The sequence below is a fragment of the Emticicia sp. 21SJ11W-3 genome (assembly GCF_024138715.1).
Classification (GTDB): Bacteria; Bacteroidota; Bacteroidia; order Cytophagales; family Spirosomataceae; genus Emticicia; species Emticicia fluvialis.
Map to the genome: position 1 here is coordinate 4,533,410 of NZ_CP092074.1, position 21,001 is coordinate 4,554,410.

Genomic DNA, 21,001 nt, shown 5'->3' on the forward strand with positions numbered 1-21,001 from the left:
ATAGATAGGATATAAGGCTGAAATCTGTTGTGGGTTAATTTACTTTATAAGCTACCACCTTGTTTTTAAGAAAAGTAGGCACAACCAGTAGTTTTTTGCTGGCTACATACTCAAAATCGGCAGTATTCATTGGTTTTTCAATGGTATCTAGTAAAAGGTTTGTTTTGCCCTGGGGTGTTACATGCCAGATACGGCCTCTCCACTCACTAACAAAATAGCCTTTCTTACCATCAGACTCTATGCCGTCAATGCCGCTTTTCTCGGTACCCATTCCTTCGGCAAATTTGCTTAGCTCTTTAGTCTTGGTATCATAGGCATACAAAATACCTTCGCCATTGCCTATCAAGAGCTGGCCATTATCATAAAACAATCCGTTCGGATTTTTAAGCAGGCCGCCATCCAGTATTTTTTCAAGTTTACCATTCTGTAGTTTCCAAACCCTGTTGGCGCGCATATCGGTCACATACAAAGTTTTGTTCTTTTCATCAATCGTAATATCATTCAGCATTTTGGCTTCCGGCACATCATATTTATTAATTACCTTTCCGCTTGCCAGGTCAATTTCAACCACTGCATAAAAACCGGCCGCATATAGTTTGTTATCAATAATGCCCATGCCTTTAATGGCATTGAGCCCCCCGGTAACAACTTTTTGTTGTATTTTGCCATCAAGACCTATTTTAGCAATAAAGCTTTCCTGATTTTCGGGAACCGATTTTCCATTAATGCAAGAGACATACAAGACATTCTTTCTGGCGCCGTATAGCACCGACTCCGGCGTTGTGAGTGTTGTATCAGTTTCCCATACCTGTGTTAAGGTCGGGGTTTGAGCAAAGGCTGTCAGGCTAAGCGCACAGCAAAGCCAAAATGAAGCAAGTAAGATTTTCATTAGTAAAAAAGGTTAAATAGATTTTATTCAGGCTGAATGAATGTGAATATTACAAATTATTAAGGGCATTGACAAACAACCTATTCATAAAATAGACTTCCTATTCTATTAAATCGACAAAGTCATTCCAAAATCAGGCAGAATGCCCGGCGCTGCTTCTATTTATATCCATCAATTCATTGGTCAGATTAGTTGGGCCCTTATCAGCAACAGGTTATGGCCTTCCCCCTGGCTTTCCTGCAATAAAAGCAACTTGCTTATCAATATAGCCCAGGGGTGCTTCCACATTTTGAGTATCATCTTTCACAACATTCAATACAATCGTAAATGGCATATAATTTTTGCTATTGGCCTTACAAAAAACACAATTTTATGATAGACCAGGAAAACAGCTTTTACAGTCAGAATGACGAACAAGCAATAGAACCGAATAATGCGCAACCAGAAAAAACCTGGGATGTGCCACCCATGGAACCCGAACGGTCGGCGCAGCAGCAGCAAGACACTATTGATGAGCGGCTGGCCGATGTGGCAGATACCAACGAAAGCACAGATAGCCCGCCGTTAAGAAGCGAAATGGACCCTCCGAGGGCTCCTGATATTATCCCTGATCAATCGCCGGATGAAATAAATTACCCCGGTAAGCAGGATATCCCTAGAGTTGAGCAACCAAAATTCTTTGGTTCTTCTATCAGTTCTTCGTCGTCTATCGGCAATGAAGATGACAGACCCGAAAAAGGCGATGAGGCTCAGGAATTACAGTTAAAAGAAGAAGAAGAACGAAAAGAGAAAATTAAAGACCGGGAATCAGATTTGCGCGAGGCAGTGGAAGGACGTGAAGAAAGCATCAGGAAGTCGGAAGATGGAAACATAAGCGATAACCGTGGATACAACGAGATTCGTGAAAACTCTCCGGTAGGTAATGACCGCGATAAGGAGTTTTTGAATTAAGTTTGCAATAGTACCGAAAAGGCCTTGAATTGTTAATTCAGGGCTTTTTCAGTATATTTAGCGCGCTTATTCTAAAAAACGTGCTAATTACAAACATGAAAAGACATTTACTTCTGCTTTCTGTTTTTATAGTTTCAGGCTGTGGTGTAATTAGTACAACCCCAAAAAAGGTTTTGATAGATGGCATTTACAAACAAAAAAGAGAGAGCCTGACCAGAAAAGTTTATGTAAATATAGAAGACGAGACGCTCCGCATTCATCCTTTAAGCGTGGCCGCGAATAAAACTACCTTTGATACCCTCAACCCTGAGGAGGTATTCCCTGTAGAAATAAACAAGGCCGGCATCAGAAAAAGCGCCTTTACAGGCAATAGCTTTGATATTGATTTTCTGACCATTCCCATAAAATATCGATTTGCCCGCCAAAGTGTGCCTGCGCAACTAAATGCTAATATTAATGGTGCAGTTTATCTGGGTTACCGAATAGACAAATATGTTGTGAGCTATAAGCCAGATTTGCTCGGGCACTCATTTAGGTATATCACTCATTATGGATTCTCGTGGGGTATTTTTAATGGCCTGGGTAACACCGCCATGACCCCCACAAATACGTTTCCGGCAATTGACCAGGAGTACGATGGCATTGTATGGAATAAAGGCATTGCCGGGATTTTTGCAATCAATAATTTTACATTAGGGGTATCAGCAGGTATAGACAATTTGTTAGACAAAAATAAAAAGGCCTGGATTTATCAATCCAGACCCTGGTTTGGCATTGCTATAGGCCTTAATCTGAACTAGAGCTTACTCTCCGAATATCTCCCCTGCCAGTTTTTCATCCAGCCCGTATAAATCATTGCGGAAATTTATTTTCCCGGCAGTATCAACCCAGGCTGTAAAATAAACTATGTAAACCGGCATTGGTGGTTTTAGCTTTATTCCGGTTTCCTTATCGGTTTTCAGTATATCGTCAACCTTGGTTTCGTTCCATTCTGCATTATTTCTCAGCAGGTAAAGCGCCAGCTTTTTAGGGTCAGATAACCGGATGCAACCATGGCTAAAAGCCCGGTTTGACGCACCAAAAAGCCCCTTCGATGGCGTATCATGCAAATAAATATTGAAGCTGTTCGGAAACAAAAACTTCATCTTACCTAAAGAGTTGCTTCTTCCTGGTTTTTGTCTGAATGCATAAGGTACATTTTTTGTAAACGAATTCCAGTTAACACTCGACGGGTCAATTACCTTATTACCTGATAATACTTCCATATTATTTCTGGTCAAATACGATGTTCCTCTTTTCAGCTGTGGTAAAATTTCATTGCGTACAATACTCTGCGGTATATTCCAATAAGGATTCAGGACTATCTGCGACATATTTCCTTTGAAAATACTAGTTTGAGACGCCGTTTTACCTACAACCACGTTCATGGTCCAGACCTGCTTACCATTCTCAAACACGTGCAGCATGTATTCGGGTATATTTACCAGCAAGTGATTTTTTTCCAGTTCAACCGGCACCCATCTCAGACGTTCCATATTAAGCATTATCTGCCTTATCCGGTACTCAATCGGCCTGTTCAGTTCTTTTAATGTAGCTACATCAATTTTACCAGTTGCTTTTAAGCCCATCCGTTGCTGGAAACTCGCCACGGCATTAACCAGAGAATCGGTAAAAATCAGACTGGTGTCTTTTATACTGAAGTCGCCCGTTAAATAAAGACTTTGCTTTACTGCCAGCAGGCTTGAATCGGTGTTTCCCTTAAGCAACAACTTTTTATTGGTTGCTATCCTGGGCAAGCCACCCTGGCGCTCAATATTTCTATAGATGCGAAGTTTATCTTTAAGCCTGGTGTAGTATTCATTAACAGGCTCTTTTACATGCTCTCCTTTATTAACAGATACAAGGGAGTCGAGCAGTAACTGATAATCTTTCTTTTTACGTGGCATGAACCACTCCAGATCAAGCGGATTTTTGGCTATACCCCCATAAACTTTTTCGGCATACTCAAAAAAAGTAGTGGTCATTAATAACTCAAGCCTTTGTACATCTTTGGTTCGGCTTAAAAAACCCTTTTCGTCGTTTTCGGCATCATCAATGAGCATATCCAGTTCATGATTCTGAAAACTGGTATCGGCAAAATCATAAGCATAATTCTTAAGCTGATTATGGAAGTTAAGGGCGGCATGATTCATACCCTTTTTGCTAAACCAAGCCGACTGGTAGTTACGGCGTGCATAAAACTCGTTTACCTCTTCTCTGATGGTATCTTTTACGGCAAAACCGCTGAAGAATGTATTAACAACCGAGCTGTCGAGCAGTATATCTGTGAAGTTCTTTGTTGAATAAACGGTGGAGTCCTGCAATGCACCTCTCCGGAATTTTTTCCCTTTTTTGCAGCCACCAAGACTAACAATAACCAATAAAACAAGACCAAAAAAAACAGCAGAGTTTCTAATTTTGAGCATACTGAGCGGATGTGTTTTCACGATGAATGTATAGCAAACTGCCATCGGCTATCACCGGAGCTACCTGGGGTACCAGCTCATTGGGCAGTGCGGGGCATCCAAAACTCCTACCTAATCTACCAAACCGCTTCACAAAGTTTGTACTTACGTAATCAGCGCCATGTATGATTATCTCACGACGACGGGCGTTATCATTAATACCTTTCTGTAAACCTGCCAGCAATAAAGCCATACCATGCTTGGGGCTACGGATAATCTGCCCAACCATGTAGAATCCGAGACTGCTTTTGTGCGACTCCATAGTATTAGAAAAAAACTGTGCCACATTATCGCCTGATTTCTGCCCGTGTGCTACCAACGAAGAAAAAAGTAACTTTTTTTGCACCAGGTCTATCACAAAGAAGCGCTCCCGGGTAGAGGGCAAATTAAAGTCAATTATAGTAATGATAGATTTTGAGGGGTGGTATTTTTCATACCCGGCAATTGATTTCTGAAATGCCTCAAAGCTCACTATACCAGCCAGATTACATTGATTGTATAATGTCATTACTACCTTATTTGCAGTAGCCAGACTACCCTCTGTTGTTTTTCTGCTGCCTGTTTCATGGGCTGCAGGTATTGTAAAATTGAGTAATACCAGCAAATAAATGAGTTGCAAGAAATTAAACATAGGCTTATTATAAGTTATTGCAATTACTTTAACGCCATTTATGCCAAAATCATTTCATGCAAATGTATAAAATTGAGAATTGAAATTCCCCAATTTGGGGAATTCAGTCCAGCTACGTTTATTTATAAAACGTGGAAAAAGCATATACGAAGCCCAATGTTAGAATTAAGCAAAACTGCCCATTTTAGCTATAAATCAGCATTTTTATTGTTATATTAGCTTTCATTCGGCTTTAAAATTTCAGGTTTTTATTTCACATCATAACTCAGTTTTAATTTTTTAATTTTCTGGTAAAAAAAAATCAAAAAAACCGAAAGCCTTACAAAAATGAGGCCAGCAAACCAGAGTTATGATGGTAAATGATCATTTTACAACCTTACGAACAAACTGCCTTCCATAGGCTGAAATTCTTAAATAATAGATGCCACTCGGATATTCGGTTAAATCAAGAGGCATATAACCTCTTACATAACTTTTTCTTTTTAACTCTCTACCTCTTGAATCAGTAATTACAACTTCCGCATTCTTTTTTAAGAGTGCTCTATCCATATATAATCCGGTATTGGGTTCATAAGGATTCGGGAACACCTTTACCAAACTTTCTATTTCTTCTGGCTGATGAACCACATAAGTTGCTTTGCCTTTAAAAGTACCCTCTCCGCAAGCGTTACTTGCAGACGTAATGAATATATCTTCTGACTTCATGGGTATGTAGTTCAAATAAACACTGTTAACTGTTATTCCTGCCTGTGCCATTCCATTAGAAAGCTTGAACGACCATGGCAAATCTCCACTATGCGATATATTAAAATCTACGGTGTCGCCAGCCATCACAGAATCATACCCATAAATTTCTACTACTGGTTTACTTTTTATTGAAATAGGTATTGCAGAACCTACAATCACCGGATTGCTCCCTATTACCCGAATGTACTGAGTTCCAGTAGCAATTCCGTCAGGAATGATTATAAATAAACTATCACCTTCAACGGTTGTTGGAATTTCCTTAAAAGTGCCATTTATCTGCCCTGAGGTTTCAACTTTAAAAATATTACCCGGCTGAAAAACTCCGTTACTTATTAAGAACGGAACATAGATCTTCAGATTTTTACATATCACTTGAGCAGGAGGCGCCTTAGTAGTAATAACGGGCAAAGGTAAGACTTTCAACTCAACTACCCCTGATGCTTTACCGTTACCGCAGCCATTATACAAGCTATCAATAGAATAGCGTGTAGTTCTCAGGTGTGTTTCTTTATCTATATAAAATGGATTCTGAGTTATATTAGTATACATTGAACGGTCAGATAACAGGATGTTATATGGACCTTCTCCTGAAAAGTCAACTCTTAAACTTACTTTCGATTTTTCATATACTGTTCTGGTCTCGCTACTGATAACTGCAGTACTTATCGGCTTAATCGAAAACGATTCGCTTAGCTGCGTTTCGAAATATGGGCTGGTTGAAACAATCTGCAAATTGTATCCATCAACTGTCGGTAAATCTGTTGGTATATTAAAAACCAGATTATTTTCATCTGCAAGATAGGCTGTTATCTCTTTATTGATTTTTCTGCTGTTATTGGTTAGTTTTACTATGAACTTATTCTTCTCACGGAACGAACCGTCTTTCTTAACAGATAAATTTGCAACAGAACCTATACAAAAAGCTGAAGGCTGAACAAAAGTTAACCTGCTCGCTCTTGGTTGAAGAACCTTCACTGTAGCAGAACCACCTACCTGGCCCATACAGCCATAATACTCTACTGATTTAACTGTATAAGTAGTAGTAGTTGCCGGTGAAACTTTGAAGATTTGAGAGCCCTGGCTAGTCAGTACCATCGTGCCGTCAGACAACCCAACATTTCCAAAATCCGGGCCTGAAAAATCCAGTTTAATAGATGCCTGTTCTCCCGGAAGAATTTCACTATAGCCTGAAATGGAAGCAATGGGGGTTTGAGCTATAATCAGTGAGGATGAAGCAGGACTTTCAAAATAGGGATTAGATGAAATTACTTTTACTTTATAACCAAAACCACTAATGTTATCAGGCAAATTAACTATCATTTCATTGGTTTTTGAAAAACCTAATACCGCAACAAATTTATCATTACCATCATACAGATGACTGGTGAAATAGTTATTTTCACCAAAAACGCCTTTTGGTTTAAAACTCAGTTTGATTGAAGAACTTCTATTGGCGCATTTTTGAATATACCAATCGCTTAATGCAACACTTTCTACAGAAGCCTTTGTGCCTGCAGGTTCCAGAACTTTAACATTTACCGTACCAGTTATTTTGCCATCTCCACAGGCGCTGTTAATCAGGCGGTCTAACTTAAAAGCATAATCTCCAGGCCTGTTAACCGGAAACATTAATTCTCCAGGTATATTTAATGACAATTTGTTATAGTAAACTCCCCAAGTGCCAACAGTGTTATTACCGGCAACAAATGTCCAGTCACCACCGCCATCAACAGTTGCAGCCATAGACATTTTATTACCTAAAAGTATAGTCTGGCTGCCACTTAAAATTCCATTAGGAATATCATTTATTCTAAAAGCTCTGCTAAAAACACCCTCAAAATAAGGTTCTGTTGCAATAATCCGGATTTTGTAGTTCATACCGATTGCCAGGTCTGATGGGAATTTAATCCTTATCGGACTGCTTTTACTTTGGCCTATATAACCTATGAAATTACCAAATGAATTGTAGAGCCCTACCCTGAAAACATTATTCTCAGGGAAATCACCTGTGGCGGTAAAGTATATATCTTGTTCTATCGTTTTACATAAAATATCTGATATATTATTTACTGATGCCGAATATTGTGGGGCATCATCAGATATATATATGGTGTAATCTTCGGTTTCACCTCCATCTACTCTCATACAAGGGTTATCAGGCAGATTCTCACTTTTGTAACTTCTTACTCTCATCCGCGTGATACCCTTTTTTGCATTTTCCGGAACCTTAAAATTTTCACGTATCGAAAACGCTGCGTTTGATACAATAATTTCATTTTTATCAAACTTCCCATTCTGGTCATAGTCAATCCACATAATAAGGTTGTATCCCCATGCCGAATAAGAATATTCAGTTCCCTCATCGCTATTGGTAAGGTCAAAAGTATAAGTATTACCTGGCTTCAGATAGGCAACCATACCCGTGTTATCGGTATATCTGTCTTTGCCAATTTTCATTTCATAACTATTGAGAAGCATCTTACCATTTAAATCTGAAATTCTCACTCTTGCTATTTTCCCATAAGCATTATATCCAGATGTTACCATTGGCATGCAATATTTTTCGGCCCCATACTGAATGGTGCTTACAGCTTGCCCGTATGCTGCCCCAACTCCACAAGCATTGCTTACTAAAGTTAGTTTATAGACACTGCTATTCTGAACGGTAACCGGCAAAACCTCAGGGCTCTGATTAAGTGTATATTCAGACTCTTGTCCACCGGACGACAACTTAATTGTCCAGGGCCCCCCACCGGTTAATTTTACAGGAAAACTACCAGAAACTCCTTTATTACCAGCTACAGCCCCTTCAAGATAGGCAGTAGGCTTTCTTTTAATACTAAACTGGTTTGAGCCGCTGCCAATATATCTGCCATCTTTACTTATTATCCTTAGTCGGTATTCATCACCTTCAGTTATGTCATTTGGAATAATTGCCTCTAAAGGACTTGCAGTGCCACCAGTAGGAATATTTTTAAAATTCAAACCCGTTTTATCTGATAGCTGAACAATATAACCATTATCATTCCTCAGGCTGGAGTCCACCTTGAAAGGAACTTTTACGATTTCTCCGGCGCACACCGAAGCAAAGCTAACAAGTTCGGTAGTAATCAGGTAATTCACTTTCACATCTGCATTTCCAAAAACTTCTCCATTAGGACAGCTGTTATTAGACACAGATTTTAATACATAGGTACTTGTTTCTGTTGGTGAAACTGCCCACAAAAATTCATTTGATGCGCTTGATATTGTCTCTCCTTCTTTTGTTGTTAAAGTAAACGGAGGAGTGCCTGTAAACTGAATTTTAAGATTTGCTATCTTGCCATTATCTATTACATAGTTACCTGCAAGACTGGCTGTTACTTTCTCCGAAATTGTGAAGCTTTGCGTTACATATTCTATAGCCGGGCTGGATGAAATAACTTTAACTTTATAATTGCTACCGCCAGGCAAATTTTTATCAACCGGCACTTCCAATACATTGATAGAATTAGGAAACAGACCTATATCCTTAAAATTAATACCATTTTTATCAGAAAACTGCACTTTAAAGGTATTCCAGGCATCAAATAATCCGTCTGCTTTCAATCCTAATTTAATGGTAGTGCCAGCACAAATACTCTGCCCATTCAGGTTTTCAATAATAAAGCTTTTAGCTATTGGTTTTTGTTGAATATTAATATCTACCTGCCCGATAGCAGTACCTTGCCCACAACTATTATATACACTTGTAACCTTTAGTACCTCAGTCCTTGAAGCAACCATCTCAATAGTTGGAGGGATAATCGTAGTGCTAGAATAACCATTATTATTGCTCAATACATATCTTAACTGCCCTCCTGTTGCTTTCAATGGTATTTTAAGAATTTCACCCTGAAATACATTGTAAATTCCGGACAGCTCAATAGAAGGCAACTTTGTAACATAAAAAAAAGCATTTGATAACGTACTGTGTAGTACAGGGCTGCTTGAAACAATCTGGATCCGATAAAGAGTAGAAGTAAGAGGTGTTTCTGCAGGAATTTTGCAACTAATCATGGTTCCGGTTCCTTTGCCAACTTCAACAGAATAAGTGCCGTTTTCTGCTATCAGAAAAACTTTATATTCATTATCGGTATTAAAACTACCGGTGGCACTATAAGTAACACTAAAAGGTTTTTCAACACATATCTGATTATAAGAATTTTGCTTTATCCCGTCAATATAAATATCACCCGCTATAATTACATTAGAGTTTACCCCTTTACAATCAATACTATATGCCTGTGATCTATCAGAATCCTGTATCATTCTGATAAGCAGCCCGGTTTTCACCATTGAGCGCTGGCCTGGTGTAAAGAAGTTTCCACAACCGCGATAATATGACATCAGGTTACCTATCTGAGGAGAATAGCCTTCACCATTGGCATCTAAGTTTGTAGAAGTATACTGGCAATTCTGAATACTGTAAGTTCCTCTACCGTAAGGGTCTGCGGGTGTATCACAAATTAAGTCTCCGGTATATGCACAATTGCTTTTTTCACCTCTTGTAACCAATTCCGCGTTAGCTTCATATCCGGAGCCCTGAAAAGTATGCATTAAACCAAAATAATGGCCCATTTCGTGAGGCAGAATTTTGGTAATCAAATCGGCCAGATTACTATATGCGCAAAAAATACGGTTTGTAGTTTTATTTGATGACGGGAAATAGGCGTAACCACCCAGGCCGGCATCAGCAAATTTCTTAACCAAATAAACATTGATTGCATTGCTAACATCATATTTCTTACAAAACGCAGGCTCATCGTTGGTATTGAAAGTATAGTATTTATCATCTCTGATATTATCAATTTCCCCACACTGATAAAACTGTATGTTGGCGCCTATAAAATGTGCATTAAGTGAGTCTATTAATTCCTTGATTTTTACATCAGGAACCTCGATTGCACCATTTGACATACTTAATAAGTGTATTTTAAGCGCTACATGAGTCACTGTTTCTACAGCCTGGCGGGCCTTTACAGATTCAACCGAATGATACTTCTGAAGAAAAAGCCTCCTTTCTTCCTGTGTAGGCTCTTGTGCGCGGCACCATGTGGCTTGGCCTTCTGCTTTAAAAAAGGAAAATAATAGCAGCAAAAAACAAAACAGATTTTTCATTAAAGGGTGGTACTTAAGTTAGATTTACGTTCTTAAAAGATGGCTTATTGAGACCGAAAAATGAGCTTTCTGCAGAGCATTCAGGTATCACAGCATTACGGCTCCAAATTAGCAAAAGTTCAGAAGATACGTATAATCATTATCTTAAATTTTGCATACATTAAGGGTTCAATTATAACTTTGAATGCCATGCCTTTTTGGGATATAAAAAAAGGTGCATGTTTAAAAAACAAGCACCTTCAGTAGAGTTAAGTGTCGATTACAAACTATTATAGTAATCAAATATGCGTATTAAATCGGCGTCTTCTTTTGTACCCAATTTTTCCTTTTTTATGTATATCTCAACCTCTCCGGCCTTGTCGCCAAATAAGGCAATAATAGATTTTTTATCGGTTTTTATCTTTGAAAGTTTTGAAAGCTCTCCGATATAATAGCTGGTGTTATTCAAGATATTTCTTTGCACAGTAGCTGAGCCGTACGGCTTCTCATCAATTATAGACTTTTGGTTTTTCTTCCATAAAGTAATTTTTCCGGTCAATAGTTTTTCATAAAAAACACCGTCCGGGCTTCTTTCAAAATTATAAACGTCGGCTCCCTTTTTTACAGTAAATGCTGCCACAGGCTGGCTAAATGCTTTGCTTTGCCCGTCCGCGCCTCTAAAAATAACCATATTGGCAACCTGATCGAACATCATGCTTAAATTCTCAAACTTTTTACCTGATGCCATGGTAACAGTGCCGATTTCCCATGTATCCAATAAAAAAGGAGATCCCTTTATATTAGTATACGGTTGTCCGGTAAGGGGCGTGCCCCCTATCACATCGGCCGAGATAGCAATCTGCGCGTGAGCATTAGTAGCTAGCCAGACAAAACCAAAACTTACAATCAATAGCTTTCCAAGTTGTTTCATTGTTCTAAAAAATTAAATTTATATAAAAAAATGGGTTGTCTTAGTAGAACCAGACAACCCATTACAAATATAAAAAAAACCTTCAATAAATTAATTACCTATACCAGGGTTTGTCTGGATTTCAGTCAAAGGAATACCAAAGATGTATCTTGGGTCTGATGGCTGAATTAAAGCACCAGCACCAAAAGAGTTAATTGGTTGACCTCTTCTCAGAATATCTACTGTTCTGAAACCTTCAGCAAACAACTCAATACGTCTTTCAGTCAGAATTGCAGTAATCAAATCTGCTTTTGAAGGTGAACCAAAATCGTAAGTAGCATCAGAACGACGGTGTACTGCTGTCAACAAAGCCAAGGCACGTGTTTGACTACCGGCTTCTGCCTCAGCTTCGGCAAGATTTAACAAAACCTCTGCATAGCGAATACTTGGTACAAAATCGATATATGGAGATACACCGCTGAATTTAGTACTTGACGGGAACGCAGCAACTGAAGTAGTTGGTACCATCAGTTTAGCTTTACGATCATCAGAAGCTCTGAATTGTGCATTAGCATAGATACCCGTTGGACCCGTATTAATAAAATACTCAACGTTACCTGCATTGAAATAATACCCTAACTGGTTTTGTCCTCCCGGACCGTTTGTTTCAGCCATCGGGAATGAGAAAATAGACTCAACTGAAGTGTATGGAGCTCTGAAAACAGAAACTACATCTGCTTGCAATTCATGAGCAACTCTGTTGGCTGATTTGAAAGGAGAAGCAGCCGAAACAATTTTGTTGGCTTCTGTAATTACACCTGCGTAGTCTTTCTTTGCTAACAATACACGGGTTTTTAAAGCAATTGCGGTGTTTTTGTGTGCTCTGGTTGTACGAAGCAAAGGGGTAGTGTAGTTATCTGGCAATTCATTTTCTGCCTCGTTCAGGTCTTTCAACACTTGCTCATAAATTTGTGCAACAGTGCTTCTAGGCAAATTATTATTGGCAGAAGTAACTTCACCCTTTAATCTTAGTGGAAGACCTGGTGATGCACCGTTATCTAATGCATACGGTTTAGCAAAAAGCTGCACTAAAGAAAAATAAGTTAGTGCTCTAATAAATTTTGCCTCGCCTCTGTAATTGGCAGCCAAAGTCGTACTCACTGCATTTGGATTGGCTGCTATACCTTCCAAAAACAAGTTGGCTCGGTTGATAGTCAGGTATCCCTGCACCCAGAAGTTAGCTATGTAAGTATCTGAAGGGTCCTGATTACCCTGATACGTAGAGTATCCGGTAACAGAGTTAGTAGTACGGTTTACAAATTCTTCAGCGCGGATATCGTTATAAATCAAATAACGACCACCGAAAAGCGCACCACTCTTTGCTGAAGCATACAATCCTGTTATCTGCGATTCAACACGGGCAGGAGTACTGAAAACTGTCGCATCAGACAAGCTCAGTTCCGGAACAGCGTTCAGAAAATCTTCTTTACAAGAAGAAAGACTAAGCGTTAATGCCAATGATAGGAATCCTATTTTTTTATTTAATATTTTCATAAAATCAATGTCATTTAGAAATTAGAAACTTAAGTTAAGACCAAGCGTAAATTGTCTGCCTTGTGGAATTGAGTTACGCTCAATACCCATTGCATTATTAGAATCTCCGTTAGTTGAGATTTCAGGGTCAACACCGGTATACTTGGTTAGTAAGAAGGCGTTATTTACCTGCGCATACACTCTCATAGAAGTAATACCTGTTTTACCAAATGTACTAGGTACACGATAACCCAAAGTAGCTGTTTGCAAACGTAAGAAGTCTCCTTTCTCAACATTTTCAGAAATCAGGAATGATGAGCCGTTTGAAATGTTGTCTCCGTAGATTGCTTTGGGAATATTCGTGATATCACCAGGGTTTTTCCAAGAAGTTAATACTTCTACAGAGTTATTCCAAACACGTTGGTCTCTCAAACCGGCTTTGCTACCGTTATAGATGTAATTCCCACCAGAGAATGTAAAGTTCAATCCTAAATCAAATCCTTTATACTTCATAGTATTATTAAATCCACCATACCAGGTTGGCATTGTTCCTCCTAATATCACTTGTTGTGACGATGGAGACACAGTTGCTGAACCATCAGAAACTAAAGTCCATGCTGTTGCACCGCCAAGGTGATTGTATTGCACTTCTTTGCCGTCACGTGTAACGAAAATACGACGACCATTATCAGAGTTAACTCCATGAGTTACTACACCATAAATCTGACCCGCTGAATATCCAACCTTCGTGATATTTGTAGCTTCCAAACCAGAGGTATTAGTCAGGATTGGCGTGTTATCATCAACCATGCTCGTAACCATATTTTTATTGGTAGAGAAGTTAATGTTGGTTGACCAAGTAAAACCACCTTTATTAATAGGCACTGCATTGATTGAAAACTCCCAACCCTTGTTGTACATTGAACCAACGTTGGCAAGAATTGTATTACCAGGGATACCTTTTGAAGGTGCTTGCGGAACATCAAGAATCAAATTGTTGATGTCTTTGTTATACCAGTTAGCCTCTAACGTGATACGGTCATTCAGGAAGCTAACATCTATACCAATGTTAGTTTGTGCACTTGTTTCCCATTTCAGGTCTTTGTTACCAGCCTGGTTAAATGCCAATGTAGCAGAGGAACCATATAAGCCAGAACCAAATGTAGAATATGAACCGTAAGCATTGTTTAAGTTACCGTTACCAACTTTACCCCAGCTTCCTTTCAAACGTAATGAAGAAAGCGTGTTACCAAAACCAAGAGATTTAAAGAATTCTTCTTCAGAAATTGTCCAACCTACAGACACCCCTCCGAAATCACCCCAACGGTTTTGAGCAGCCAAAGCAGAGTTACCATCACGGCGGTAGTTACCGCTAACAAAATATTTACCTGCATAGCTATAGCTAACACTACCTAAATAGGCTTCAAAAGCCACTTGCGAAATACCATTACCTGCAGCAAGGTTCGTAGTGTAGTTACCCTGGAAATCCTGGAAGAAGAAGTCTGCCAAAGTCTGACGTTGTGCGCCCCAACTTGTATTTCTTCTTTTTTGAACATCTGAACCAGCCACGATAGTGATATTGTGCTTCTCAGCAAAGGTTTTCATGTACTGCAAGGTATTAATCCAGTTCCAGTTGTCACCACGTACAGTCTGGTTATATGCATCACCTTGTGCAGCCCAACCGTCACCATTGAATGGGTTCCAGAAACGGATGTTTTCAGTATTCCTGAAGTCCCAAGAGTAAGTAGTTTTATAGTTAAGGCCATCATATAGCTTCACTTCTGCACCCAGATTAGCAATTACGCGGCTAGTTTCAGAGGTGTTTTTATCTAAATCTCTCAATACGGCTGCATTAGGGAACTGCGCAGGTAACAAGTTATTTTTACGACCTACTGTATTGTTTTCAAGGTTATAAGAACCATCTGCATTATAAGCAGGCAGGTTTGGCACTTGAGCCACTGCTATACGACCCAACCCAGATGTAGCAAATGCACCACCAGTGTACGAACCACTGTTAGGTGATTTGTTCATACTATTGGTATAGTTTATGTTTGCCGATAACTTCAACCAGTTAGTGGCCTGATGATCCATATTTAAACGACCTGAACGACGCTGAAAGTTATTGGCCCTTAGGAAACCATCCTGATCTGAGAAACCTGCAGAGAAGTAATAAGTAGTTTTTTCTGAGCCACCCTGAACTGTAAGGTTATGGTTTTGAGAAAATCCGGTTCTATAAACTTCTTTATACCAGTCAGTATCAATTAAGTTGCCATTGGCATCATAATTAGGAAGGAATGAGCGATTCTGAGCATCGCGTTGAGAAGCATTTATGGCATTGGGGTTGTTAGCTAATGCATTAGCAATTGCCATGTTTTTATGGTCCATGTACTGCTGTGCATTGAGTACATCTGGTAAACGTACTGCATTGCTTACACCAGCCCAGCTATCAATACTTACTTTGGTTTTGCCTGCTTTACCACGTTTGGTGGTAATCAATAATACCCCTGCTGCAGCACGAGAACCATAGATGGCAGCAGAGGCTGCATCTTTTAATATGTCGATAGACTCAATATCAGCGGGGTTAATGTCTCCCAAAGGGTTGTTTGTACTTGCGTTACCAGATACGTCACCTGTAGCGATAGGTATACCGTCAATTACAACCAATGGAAAAGAGCTCAATGAAAGTGAGCTAAGACCACGAACACGGATAACCGGTGGGTTGTTTAGCAAACCGTTTGGCTGAACAATGTTTACTCCGGATGCCTGACCAGTTAAACCTTGAGAAAAACTTTGAACAGGACGTTCAGCAATCTGAGTCGCTTTAACTGTAGATGCCGCACCGGTAAACTCAGTTTTCTTCTGAGTACCATAACCAACAACCACAACCTCATTCAGTTGTTTGTTGTCTGCAACTAACTGAACATCAACGATTGAGCGTGTTCCAACTGCAATCTCTTGTGTTAATGTACCAATAAAACTAAAAATTAATGTTGCATTACCTGACACCGTTACTTTGTACACTCCTGATGCATCAGTCTGAGTTCCTTGTTTTGAACCCTTTACCGAAACACTCACACCAGGCAATGGTGACCCATCTTCTGAGGCCGTTACTTTTCCAGAAACAGTTCTCTCTTGCGCAGACACCTGCCAACCGGTTAAGATAATCCCCAGCATTAAGAGAAGTAGAAATTGTTTTCTCATGTGATTGAAGGTTTGTTTAGTTTGTTTAAAAATTCTAAAGACACACTTAAAAAGTGGATGGTAAAATTATTAAAAAGCGATTAAAAAAAAAATGACATTAAATTTTGATTAAAAAAACCAGCAGCAAATAAACGACTTTGTTGTACTTTTTTTAGTTATTTAACAGAAAATGCAGTAATAAACGGCAAAATTGGCAAACTTAATATTTTATTAAAATTTAAAATTTCAGAAATTCAGATGGTCAGACGTCTGCTACTCTGAATGGCTTTATCTCTATTGATTGCCAGACATTTTGCTGAATGTATGGCTCATTGCAGTACCAATTCTGTAGAGCTGCTTCATCTTCAAACTGAACTATCATTACTGAGCCTGTCATTTTCCCTGATTCATCAAGTATAGCACCACCCAAAATGAAGTGATTATTGGCTTTTAGGTCCCGGGCTCCGGCCAGGTGTGAGGGGCGGGCCGCCATACGGCGTTCTAAGGCCTGGGAATCCGTTCCATCAATAGCGATGATGACATATTGATTCATTAAACTACAATTTAGTTTAGAAAATTCCTTTAAGCGTTGCCAGAAGAACTTGTTAGTAATACTTTTTTCATTTGCCTGGCATTCTGTAAAACTTGCTGGTTTCAGTCATTAAAAGTAGGCCAACAAATTATTACAATTACCGGATTCAATAATACGAACGTATTATTGAATCAATTCGCTGTGTTGATTGTACAAAGAATGTCTATAAATTTTAAAATTTAATTTCAGCAAATGAGCATTCATGCATAAAACTGGCTGTAAATATAGCCTGCCAATTAATCTTTACTCTATTAAGCAGGTAGTTCTAAAAAGGTAAATTACCTGCGCGCCTATATTTATGGCCGGGTTAAACCGCCTGATAAAAAAAGCTCAATTTATGATACGTAAAACGAGGCTTGCCCTGATTATTTACGTAATTTGTTGAACTTATTACGTTAAAAAAGTACCTGTCTGTTGAACAAATTTAAAATTTGAGCTTCAACTTTCTTATTATATGCCGCCATCCACTTTGACTTGTTTACTTGTTGATGATGATCAGGATGACCAGGAAATCTTTTATCTGGCACTAGAAGATTCAGGCCTTAATATGAAATGCCTGCTTAGTAACTCACTTAAATTTACCACAACTGACCCACAAATAAATATCACCTCTCATAAGCTCAGCTTTGCCGAAGTAAACTCGGTTATTGAACTGAATGCTAACAAAAGCTATTTCCTGATTGAAATTCACGATAACGGCATTGGCTTTGAGCAACAATATGCCAAGCAGATATTTACTATTTTTCAGAGGCTCAACGACAAACAATCTTATGCAGGCACAGGTATTGGTCTGGCACTTTGCAAAAAAATAGTTGAAAACCATAAAGGGCACCTGTCAGCAACCAGTGAGCCGGGCAAGGGAGCAAATTTCATATTTACCTGCCGGCATCAGCAGCTTAAGTTTTTTGAACAAAAGAATCCGAACATAAAAAACAGTGAAAATGGCAACGCTACTATTGGTATTTGCGTGAACATACCAAAGGTGATGAAACACAAGCCGATTAACAGAGTAAAAATCTGCTTATCTAAAACGCTTTTGTGTTTCATCACCCTCAGGCAACTTATTTAAAGAATATGGCTAACTATTACAAACGATTGGGGTCTCTGTCCATATCTCCGTTACGGTTGTCCATATTCTTTTCTATTTCACGGTTTTCAGAGTAATCGGCGTTTCTGTTTACACCCTCGCGGTCTTGTTCACGGTCTCTGCCTTGTTCGTTCTGGTCTTTAGTCCACTGGTCTGACTGCCCCTGCTGACCGCCGGAAGTATTACTTTGTTGGCCCTGCTGGCTGGTATTTCTGTTTCCTGATTGTTGGTTGGAATCACGATTGCCGGATTGCTGACCCTGATTCAAGCCTTCCTGGCCTTGCTGGCCCTGATTCTGGCTTGATTGTTGGCCTTGTTGAGCGGTATCTCTGTTACCAGATTGTTGTGTAGACGGGTTTCTTTCGTCTTCTCTCGGATTATTCTGTGAACTTGTCATAATTGTAATAAGTTAAAGGATAAAATAAATAATTTAACATTATTTCTTAAAAAAATTCTATACCAAACCCATTAAACTCAAAAATGCAGGCATATTCTGTTTTTCCGAGGTTTAAATTTCTCAGCATCAACACAGTTGGGAAAATTAATAGGCAACGATTAGCGATTTCCTGGCCATTTGTGCGGCAATTTCTCCGTTTAATAAAATCGCCAGCCGAAATACCCCTGAATAATGGATGTCTGGCTTAAATTTTTACGAATTTTATACAGCATCAAGAAGTTTTTTCCAGAAAAGACATGTACATGAATCATTTTATTGGTTGTTCAGGCTTTTCCAATAAAGACTGGAAAGGTCAATTCTACCCGGATAGTCTGCAGTCGAAAGACTATCTGGCTGTCTATGCTGAAAATTTCAACTCGGTGGAAATTAATTCTTCATTCTACAGAAAACCCACCACCAAAACTTTAAACAATTGGTACGACCAAACACCCGATGGCTTTGTTTTTTTTGTTAAAGCACCCCAGGCAATAACGCACATTAACCAGATGAATGGTGTGAATACCGAGATTGCCGATTTCTGTAAGCACATCAGTAATAGCCTGAGAGAAAAACTCGGTGGATTTCTGTTTCAGTTTCCGCCTTCTTTTCTGTGTACCAAAGAGAATATCAATCATATCATTGAAGGCCTTAATCACCGGTACCTGAATGTGGTGGAGTTCAGACACAAAAGCTGGTGGAATAACCAGGTTTATGACTTACTGGCCGAGCAAGGTGTTGTTTTCTGTGGTGTAAGTATCCCCAAAGATATACCCGAAGAGGTAATCAGTAACCACCCTACTGCCTTGTATTACCGGCTGCATGGCAAACCGGAATTGTTTAAATCTGAGTATAGCGAAGAAACATTGCAGGAATTGGCCGAAAACATAAAAAAAAGCCAAAAAAACACTTATGTGTACTTTAATAATACATGGGGGCTGGCCGCTATTAATAATGCCAGATACCTGCAAAAGTTGTTGGCATCTGACCATATCTGATTACTTTGGCCTATATCAGCAGAAATACAAAACCTGAAAACAAGAATGACCGGATACTTTTAAGCACTTCAGGGGCGAGACTACACCTTAATTGTAGGTTAATAAAGGCATAAAGCATAAATTGCAGCAGAATAATAATCTTTATTTGCTACGGTTATGAAAACAACAAAAGCTGCTGCCCTGCGAACCTTACTTACGCTGTTTCCGCTCATTATTGCGTTTCATGTATCAGTGATGGCAGATGTAATTCCGTACACTATTGTGTGGGCAGGGAGAATCCATTCTACACAGGAAATGTATGTTTTTGAGGCGGTGTCTATCGTTATCAATCTGCTGTTTATAACGGTGCTACTGCTGAAAGCACAATATGTAAAAAACAACGTACCCGACCGGCTGCTTAATAACATTCTCTGGCTGTTTCTGATACTTTTTTCGGTCAATACCATTGGTAACCTGATGGCCAAAACTTCATTTGAGAAATACGTCTTTACGCCCATTACCCTGCTTTCGGCCATTCTTATCTGGCTGGTTGTAAGAAAAGAAAAAGCCTGACGCTTAAACAACTACACCCCGCCTACCAGATGCGGTTTACATGCCCTGCAGTTTTTTATTGGCGTGATAAGCTCTTGCATGGTTGATACTATCCGTTTTTGGCTTGGCCTTTGCTAAAGCCCCGTTGTTTAAAGCGTGTATCTGCTCGCTGTACTCAGCCGGAAGAAGAATATGCTTCACCAGCCCATCAATTTTGAGCTTGCGGCTCAATAAATACAGATTCAGTAATATTTTGCCCTTTGCCGAACTGCCGAAGTGCAACAGCTCAGACACCTTTGCCGGAACCACGAGTTTCTGGCACTCCAACAAAATACGGTAACGAGTACCGCCCAGATGTTTTTTATATTGTTTAAAAAGGTCTGCCGTGTAATGCCCGTTCACTAAGTCTGCCTGTAGATGCTCCTCGCGAGACTGTAGCCAACTGGCGTAATCTCTGGGCAGGTCTTTCAGGCCCATCCGTAAACCCACCTCCGAAAAGACATTGAAAACTTCTTCTTTTTCTTCCAGGCTCAGTTTTCTTTCCAACAATTCATAAGCTACCACCCCATAATCAATCAGCATATACAGCACATCTCTGTAAGCCCAGTCGGGGATGCGTGCACCGCGACTCTGTTCAACGCCCTGATGGATACTGCTTATCTGGTCAATGGTTTTGATGGCACTTTCTCCGTCGGCAAAGACAATCATTTGTGCATAGCGGACAGTTGAAAATAGCCGCCCTAAGGGGTCAGACGGAATCTTGCCTGTAAAATACAGCCAGTCAACCGCTTTGTTGAGGGCAAATTCTGCCGCTGAGCCGGCAAAGATGAACAGAATCACATCTGAGTTGCCCCATATTTTTCTAACTATCGAGTGCTTGTCAACAAAATCATTCAT

At 39.5% G+C, this 21,001-nt stretch carries 15 protein-coding genes and 1 pseudogene; 5 read left to right on the plus strand and 11 right to left on the minus strand.

Translation table 11 applies throughout. The features are described from left to right. Window positions 1-34 precede the first annotated feature (34 nt). Window positions 35-889: an SMP-30/gluconolactonase/LRE family protein gene (locus tag MB380_RS19165; RefSeq protein WP_253530168.1), complete on the minus strand. Its 855-nt coding sequence runs from the start codon at window positions 887-889 to the stop codon at window positions 35-37. 372 nt (window positions 890-1,261) lie between these two features. Between MB380_RS19165 and MB380_RS19170 the strand changes: the two genes are divergently transcribed. Both MB380_RS19170 and MB380_RS19175 read left to right on the plus strand, forming a co-directional pair. Then, window positions 1,262-1,840, plus strand: coding sequence for a hypothetical protein (locus tag MB380_RS19170; protein ID WP_253530171.1), 579 nt, complete (start codon window positions 1,262-1,264; stop codon window positions 1,838-1,840). Window positions 1,841-1,935: 95 nt separating this feature from the next. Further along, a complete protein-coding gene (locus MB380_RS19175; RefSeq protein ID WP_253530174.1) occupies window positions 1,936-2,640 on the plus strand; it encodes a hypothetical protein in 705 nt (234 codons plus the stop codon). A 3-nt stretch (window positions 2,641-2,643) separates the two neighbouring features. On the opposite strand, the gene MB380_RS19180 is transcribed toward MB380_RS19175, so the two are convergent. The 8 genes and pseudogenes from MB380_RS19180 to MB380_RS19210 form a co-directional block, all read right to left on the minus strand. After that, the gene (locus tag MB380_RS19180) at window positions 2,644-4,305 is read right to left on the minus strand and encodes a murein L,D-transpeptidase (RefSeq protein ID WP_253530177.1); all 1,662 of its coding nucleotides are present in this window, start codon (window positions 4,303-4,305) and stop codon (window positions 2,644-2,646) included. Beyond that, window positions 4,292-4,975, minus strand: a complete 684-nt coding sequence (locus MB380_RS19185; RefSeq protein WP_253530180.1) for a murein L,D-transpeptidase catalytic domain family protein — start codon at window positions 4,973-4,975, stop codon at window positions 4,292-4,294. The genes MB380_RS19180 and MB380_RS19185 overlap by 14 nt, the downstream gene beginning before the upstream one ends. 363 nt (window positions 4,976-5,338) lie before the next feature. Beyond that, window positions 5,339-9,760, minus strand: coding sequence for a GEVED domain-containing protein (locus MB380_RS19190; RefSeq protein WP_253530183.1), 4,422 nt, complete (start codon window positions 9,758-9,760; stop codon window positions 5,339-5,341). A gap of 342 nt (window positions 9,761-10,102) precedes the next feature. Continuing rightward, a pseudogene (locus MB380_RS22000) lies at window positions 10,103-10,861 on the minus strand (M43 family zinc metalloprotease); the annotation flags it as partial. Between the two features lie 259 nt (window positions 10,862-11,120). Beyond that, window positions 11,121-11,771, minus strand: a complete 651-nt coding sequence (locus MB380_RS19195) for a hypothetical protein (protein WP_253530186.1) — start codon at window positions 11,769-11,771, stop codon at window positions 11,121-11,123. Between the two features lie 90 nt (window positions 11,772-11,861). After that, the gene (locus MB380_RS19200) at window positions 11,862-13,304 is read right to left on the minus strand and encodes a RagB/SusD family nutrient uptake outer membrane protein (RefSeq protein ID WP_253530195.1); all 1,443 of its coding nucleotides are present in this window, start codon (window positions 13,302-13,304) and stop codon (window positions 11,862-11,864) included. A 21-nt stretch (window positions 13,305-13,325) separates the two neighbouring features. Continuing rightward, window positions 13,326-16,484, minus strand: a complete 3,159-nt coding sequence (locus MB380_RS19205; protein WP_253530205.1) for a TonB-dependent receptor — start codon at window positions 16,482-16,484, stop codon at window positions 13,326-13,328. A 241-nt stretch (window positions 16,485-16,725) separates the two neighbouring features. Next, on the minus strand, window positions 16,726-17,016 hold the full coding sequence (locus tag MB380_RS19210) for a YciI family protein (protein WP_253530221.1): 291 nt from the start codon (window positions 17,014-17,016) through the stop codon (window positions 16,726-16,728). Between the two features lie 508 nt (window positions 17,017-17,524). Here MB380_RS19210 and MB380_RS19215 point away from each other — a divergent pair. Beyond that, window positions 17,525-18,124, plus strand: coding sequence for an ATP-binding protein (locus tag MB380_RS19215; protein WP_253530224.1), 600 nt, complete (start codon window positions 17,525-17,527; stop codon window positions 18,122-18,124). A gap of 16 nt (window positions 18,125-18,140) precedes the next feature. Here the strand turns inward: MB380_RS19215 and MB380_RS19220 are convergent, their stop codons facing one another. Continuing rightward, window positions 18,141-18,539 (minus strand): hypothetical protein, encoded by a 399-nt coding sequence (locus MB380_RS19220; protein WP_253530228.1) that lies wholly within the window; start codon window positions 18,537-18,539, stop codon window positions 18,141-18,143. Between the two features lie 302 nt (window positions 18,540-18,841). On the opposite strand from MB380_RS19220, the gene MB380_RS19225 reads away from it, so the two are divergent. Continuing rightward, a complete protein-coding gene (locus MB380_RS19225; RefSeq protein ID WP_253530231.1) occupies window positions 18,842-19,573 on the plus strand; it encodes a DUF72 domain-containing protein in 732 nt (243 codons plus the stop codon). A gap of 156 nt (window positions 19,574-19,729) precedes the next feature. After that, window positions 19,730-20,125 carry a hypothetical protein gene (locus MB380_RS19230; RefSeq protein ID WP_101724418.1) on the plus strand — a complete coding sequence of 132 codons (396 nt, stop codon included), beginning with the start codon at window positions 19,730-19,732 and terminating at the stop codon, window positions 20,123-20,125. 36 nt (window positions 20,126-20,161) lie between these two features. Here MB380_RS19230 and MB380_RS19235 read toward each other — a convergent pair whose 3' ends face one another. Continuing rightward, window positions 20,162-21,001, minus strand: coding sequence for an oxygenase MpaB family protein (locus MB380_RS19235; protein WP_253530235.1), 840 nt, complete (start codon window positions 20,999-21,001; stop codon window positions 20,162-20,164).